The organism is Candidatus Latescibacter sp. (assembly GCA_030692375.1).
Lineage (GTDB): Bacteria > Latescibacterota > Latescibacteria > Latescibacterales > Latescibacteraceae > JAUYCD01.
This window is the reverse complement of sequence record JAUYCD010000207.1, coordinates 1-5,595: the sequence shown is the minus strand read 5'-3', so window position 1 is coordinate 5,595 and position 5,595 is coordinate 1. Positions and strand designations below refer to the sequence as shown.

Genomic DNA, 5,595 nt, shown 5'->3' with positions numbered 1-5,595 from the left:
ATCCTGAAAAGGTTTTATCGTTCCCGCGAAGCGGCAACAAGTTCAGGATGACACGTGTCATGCCGAACTTGTTTCGGCATCTATAGATACGATCACGAACCTTATCTAATGGCATACCCAAATAATTTTTGCCTTATCTTTTTACTTTGTTACTTTATTACTGTCTTTCACGTTTTTGCATTCACGGTAGACCGAGCGGAGATAGTCAAGGTCATTTTCGGATATGAACCGGCTGTTACGGGCGATGCCGTTCGCCGCACATTCCAGAACAGCCGGGGAGGTTGCGTCCCAAAGTCTCTTTTCCAGTATGGTCCGCACCGTTCCGGGAGGGGAAACCGCCGAAACAATTTCGAATGAAATGCGGTGTATATCGCAAGGCCCCAGTTTTCTCACCGCCTCGATGTGTTCGCTTGAGCCATACCCCTTGTGTCCTGCGAAACCATAACCGGGATAACGGGAATCCATCTCGACCATGATACGGTCACGGGTCACCTTGGCCAGCACGGATGCCGCTGCAATGGTGAGCGAAAGGGCGTCTCCATGAACAATGCTGCGCCCCGGACAGGCGAGTTGCGGGAGTGACCTGCCGTCCACCAGAGCGATCTCGGGGGTCACCGAGAGATTCTCCACCGCTTTACCCATTCCCCTCAAGACCGCAACATGGACACCGAACTCGTCAATTTCCCGGTGATCTGTCACAACCACACTCCATGCCCTGGACGCATCGAGGATGCGACTGTACATCTCCTCACGGTTTGGTGCGGTCATTTTTTTCGAGTCGTCCAGACCGGGCAGATGCACATCATCCGCAAATATCACGCATCCGACCGCCGCCGGCCCTGCCAGCGGGCCTCGTCCGGCCTCGTCCAGGCCCGCAATGAGGCTTATGCCCCCGGCGCGAAGCTCGCATTCGAACGTGAGCATTTCTGCGTGCTTGAACTCAAGACAGTCATTGTGTTCCTTCCTGGCGCTGAAAGAACAGGCAAGATTCCGAACTCCCGCCCGACTGTCGTGTTTCAGTTTGGCAATGAGCGCTTCATCCGGAGCAACTCCTTCCAGGAGTTTTCTGATTTCCGTCACGCTCAATAGGGAGAGTCTTTTACCGGCGAGTGAAGATTCCATTTTTTCCTTTATCATACCCAAAGTATATCCCAGGCAAATTCCAATACAGTTCATTTAAAAAAAATTTGAACCACGAAAGTCACGAAAAACACGAAATTTGTTATTCATTTTTTTTAATAAAATCATTTTTCGTACCTTTCGTGTGTTTCGTGGTTAAAGATCCTTCCTTTTTTCGCTTAAGTGAACCGTATTGAGGCAAATTCGTATCTAAGCTTTTTATTTTTGGAAAATATATGGATAATAGCCAGTGGGGAAAAGGAAAAAGAAAAGGAGAAAAGAGTCGATGTGATAATACAAATGGTAAAAACTTTGTTGCCTTGATACTTTATAATTCTTTTGATTTCTCCCTTTTATACATTATATTAACAAATTATAATTTGCCTGCAATACGCTTGCGCCGGACACTCTGTAACTCTTTGGAATCCGGCTTGTTGAGGATTTTAAAATAGTCTTTTTACATAACTCATCCCGGAGGAATATCCATGGCAATGATCAATGCCGAAAAAATCTGGTTCAACGGCACCCTGGTCAACTGGGAGGACGCCAAAATCCACGTTCTCTCCCATGCACTTCACTATGGCTCCTCGTTTTTTGAGGGGGCGCGGTGCTACAAGACTGTGAAAGGGTCGGCCTGTTTTCGGCTCTATGACCATATCCGCCGTCTGCATGATTCCCTGAAAATCTACCGTACCACACCGCCGTATTCGGTTCAGGAACTAGTTAATGCGGTGCTGGATACTATCCGGGCAAACCGTCTGGAAGAATGCTACATTCGACCGATAATATTTCGCGGCTGCGGGGAGTTGGGTGTCAATCCGGCGCATTGCCCCCTGGACACAGCCATCGCGGTCTGGGGCTGGGGCGCGTACCTGGGCGCCGACGCTCTGGAAAAGGGTGTGGATGTATGTGTCTCCTCCTGGAACCGCCTGGCGCCCAATACTATGCCCAACATGGCAAAGGTCGGCGGGAACTACATGAACAGCCAGCTCATTAAGATCGACGCCCTGGCGGACGGGTATCACGAGGGCATCGGACTGGATGTGTACGGCATGGTGAGCGAAGGCTCCGGGGAGAATATTTTTGTGGTACGCGACAGTGTGATCTATACCCCGCCATCCGGGGCGAGTGTACTCCGGGGGATCACCCGCGACTCGGTTATCACCCTGGCAAAAGAAATAGGGATACAGGTAGTTGAACAGCCCATAGCCCGTGAAATGCTCTATATCGCCGATGAAGTGTTTTTTACCGGAACAGCCGCAGAGATAACTCCGGTCGCTTCGGTGGATCATGTCAAGGTCGGAACGGGGAGCCGCGGACCGATTACCTTTAGACTTCAGAAGGAATTTTTCGGGATAATCTCCGGCGAGGCGGAAGACCGTCACAACTGGCTTTTATATCTGTAAAGAAAGAAACAATTTCTCGCAGAGAAGAGAAAAAAACATACAGTAAATAAGAGAAATTGAGTGCTCCTGTGTCTTTAATGATCCCCCCTGCCTTTGGCATCCCCCCTTATTAAGGGGGGAATTTAAAGAGAGGGTTTTGTCAAATCCTAATAAATGCACAGTAATAGGAACAATTTTCTTTTTCCCCCTTAATAAGGGGGGTAGGGGGGATAAACCTTTTGGATGATCACCTTAGCTTAACGACATACCGGTAAAAATCCTGTAAATCTTGTAAATCCTGTCCATAAAGAGATGTTGAACCCAGAATCAAGAATAAAAGAATCTACCCAAGGAGATTTCCATGGCATCGGAAACGATTGGCGTCATCGGCGCAGGCAATATGGGGTTGGCGATCATAAAAGGGCTGATAACGGCCGAGGTTTACGAAGCCCATAACATATTCATCTACGATATCGACTCCCACCGTGAGGAAATCGCCCTCAAAGAAGGAGTGTCGGTGACGCACTCCATCGAGAAGATGGGAGAAACGGTTGATGTGGTAATTTTGGCGGTAAAACCGGCAACAGCGGAAGAAGCGCTTCTCCATCTGAAAGGCGCTCCGAAAAAAACGCCTGTCATTTCCATTTGCGCGGGCATAACCACCAGAGCGATCGAGGCAGTGCTACCCGAACATCCGGTGGTGCGGGTCATGCCCAACACTCCCTGCATGATCGGAGAAGGGGCGAGCGCGGTGGCGAAAGGAACCTATGCCACAGAGGAGCATGTCCACCGCGCAGTCCGGATCATGAGCGCCCTCGGCTATGTGGCTGAAATTCCCGAGGACCTTATGGATGCGGTGACCGGTCTTTCCGGCAGCGGCCCGGCCTATGCGGCGGTAATGATCGACGCCCTGACCGAGGGAGGGGTAAGGATGGGCATTCCCCGTAAGATAGCGCTCAAACTGGCCGCCCAGACTGTGTATGGAACCGCCAGAATGATCCTGGACAAGGGAATGGAACCCTCCAGTCTCCGTGATATGGTCACCTCGCCGGGAGGAACCACCGCCGAAGGTCTCTGGGCGCTGGAACGGAATGCGTTCCGCTGGTCGCTCATCGATGCTGTGGAGGCGGCGACGATGAAAGCGCGGGAATTGGGGAAGACGATTGAATGATAACGATAATCGATTACGGGATGGCCAATCTCGGAAGTGTGTTTAAAGCGTTCGAGAATGTCGGCTCAGAGGTGCGGATCAGCGCACGGCCGGAGGACCTCCGCGACAGCTCCCATATCGTTCTGCCGGGAGTGGGCGCATTCGGCGACGCCATGAAGAATATCCGCGCCATCGGAATGGATGAAGCCGTCAGTGAGGCAATCGTGGAGGGCAAACCCTTCCTGGGAATCTGCCTCGGCCTTCAGGTGCTGTTCACCGAGGGTGAAGAGAAGGGGATTCACCGGGGACTGGATATACTCCCCGGCAGGGTGCGTATCTTCACACGGGGACTGGTTCCCCAGATCGGCTGGAACCAGGCGCATATTCAGCGTGAAGACCCTCTCTTGGAGGGAATTCCCGACCATTCGTATTTCTATTTCGTGCACTCCTACTATGTCGATCCGGAAGACCATAGTGATGTCATCGCCGAGACAGACTATTATATCAATTATGCCTCGATCGTGGGGCGCGGACGGGTCTGGGGTGTCCAGTTTCATCCGGAGAAAAGCCAGGAAATGGGACTGAGGATACTCCGTAATTTTGCTGGGATCAGGTAATGATTGTTATCCCCGCGGTAGATATAAAAGACGGAAAATGCGTTCGCCTGCTCCAGGGCAGAATGGAGGATGCAAAGGTATATTCCGACACTCCCTTGAAGATGGCTCTCCGGTGGGAGAAAGAAGGCGGAAAAATCCTGCATATCGTGGACCTGAACGGCGCATTCGAAGGCTTTGGGGTAAATGACAGTGTGGTGCAGGAAATTCTCGAACATGTGCATGTTCCGGTGGAGCTCGGCGGGGGAATCCGTGATATGGCCCGGATCGACACCCTCCTGACGATGGGCATAAAGAGGGTCATCCTGGGAACAGCGGCGGTGGAAAATCCCCGTCTGGTCAGCATGGCATTGGATAAATACGGCCCGGAAAGGATTCTTGTCGGCATAGACGCCAAAAACGGAATGGCTGCAACGAGGGGATGGGCTTCTGACGGCGGCCGCCCGGCTGTGGAACTTGGTCTCGAGATGAAGGCGCTCGGCATCGAAAGGATTGTCTATACAGATATATCCCGTGACGGCATGCTAACCGGCCCGAATATCGCGGAAACCGGGCGCATGGCCCGCGAAACCGGACTCAAAGTTATCGCTTCCGGGGGAGTCTCCTCTCTCGACGATATCCGCGCGCTGCAACTGATAGAAAGCTCGGGAGTCGATTCGGTGATAGTCGGGAAGGCGCTGTACGAGGGGAAATTTGGTTTGAGAGAAGCGATTGAGGTTGCAGGATGAACTGTGAGCTATAAAATAATTAATGGCTTCTTAGGGCAAGAGTTTTCGAAAGAACAGCAAACAATAAGGCAGGAGCATCGAGAAGTTTTGTCCTTTGCTAGAGATATAAATCGATTCTGTTTTGAGTTGCTCACAGATATGAGACTGGATACTAAACAAAAAACATCAGTTTGTTTGTTGTTTGTAAAAAGCTTAGAGATTTATCAGGCTTCTATTGTTCTTATTGAGCGTGGTTTGGTTTCTGCATCTCGTGTATTAGTACGGTGTTTGATAGATTCTTTGGGTTTACTTGTTTGTTGCACAAAATATGACACGTTTTTGGAAAAATATGAAAACAGTTACGAACATGATAGATTACACTTGATGAAAATTGCAAAAAAACTTGATAAAGAACAAAAGTATAATATTAATAATGTCGATTTAGAAGAAGAGTTAAGGAAATTAAGTAATAGAATTATTAACCTGAATTATTCATAAACGTACATAAGTATTATCTCAACTTATTTTCAAACAAATACTTAAGCATATTTATAAGGCAGCCCCCTATATCCCCCGGAGGGGGACTTAACATGGTAAAGATAATAACATGTAAGTTCAAC

6 protein-coding genes are annotated in these 5,595 nt (G+C 49.7%); 5 read left to right on the top strand and 1 reads right to left on the bottom strand.

Annotated features, from left to right (window positions below; all coding sequences use genetic code 11):
• Positions 1-141: 141 nt before the first annotated feature.
• The gene (locus Q8O92_12580) at positions 142-1,137 is read right to left on the bottom strand and encodes a ribonuclease HII (protein MDP2984151.1); all 996 of its coding nucleotides are present in this window, start codon (positions 1,135-1,137) and stop codon (positions 142-144) included.
• 467 nt (positions 1,138-1,604) lie between these two features.
• On the opposite strand from Q8O92_12580, the gene Q8O92_12575 reads away from it, so the two are divergent.
• The 5 genes from Q8O92_12575 (at position 1,605) to Q8O92_12555 (ending at position 5,473) form a co-directional block, all read left to right on the top strand.
• On the top strand, positions 1,605-2,525 hold the full coding sequence (locus tag Q8O92_12575; protein MDP2984150.1) for a branched-chain amino acid transaminase: 921 nt from the start codon (positions 1,605-1,607) through the stop codon (positions 2,523-2,525).
• A 340-nt stretch (positions 2,526-2,865) separates the two neighbouring features.
• The gene (gene proC, locus Q8O92_12570) at positions 2,866-3,675 is read left to right on the top strand and encodes a pyrroline-5-carboxylate reductase (GenBank protein MDP2984149.1); all 810 of its coding nucleotides are present in this window, start codon (positions 2,866-2,868) and stop codon (positions 3,673-3,675) included.
• Positions 3,672-4,271 (top strand): imidazole glycerol phosphate synthase subunit HisH, encoded by a 600-nt coding sequence (gene hisH / locus Q8O92_12565; protein ID MDP2984148.1) that lies wholly within the window; start codon positions 3,672-3,674, stop codon positions 4,269-4,271. Before proC ends, hisH begins: the two co-directional genes overlap by 4 nt.
• The gene (gene hisA, locus Q8O92_12560; GenBank protein MDP2984147.1) at positions 4,271-4,996 is read left to right on the top strand and encodes a 1-(5-phosphoribosyl)-5-[(5-phosphoribosylamino)methylideneamino]imidazole-4-carboxamide isomerase; all 726 of its coding nucleotides are present in this window, start codon (positions 4,271-4,273) and stop codon (positions 4,994-4,996) included. Before hisH ends, hisA begins: the two co-directional genes overlap by 1 nt.
• A 3-nt stretch (positions 4,997-4,999) precedes the next feature.
• Entirely contained in the window at positions 5,000-5,473 is a 474-nt protein-coding gene (locus tag Q8O92_12555) for a DUF5677 domain-containing protein (protein ID MDP2984146.1), read from the top strand.
• Positions 5,474-5,595 lie beyond the last annotated feature (122 nt).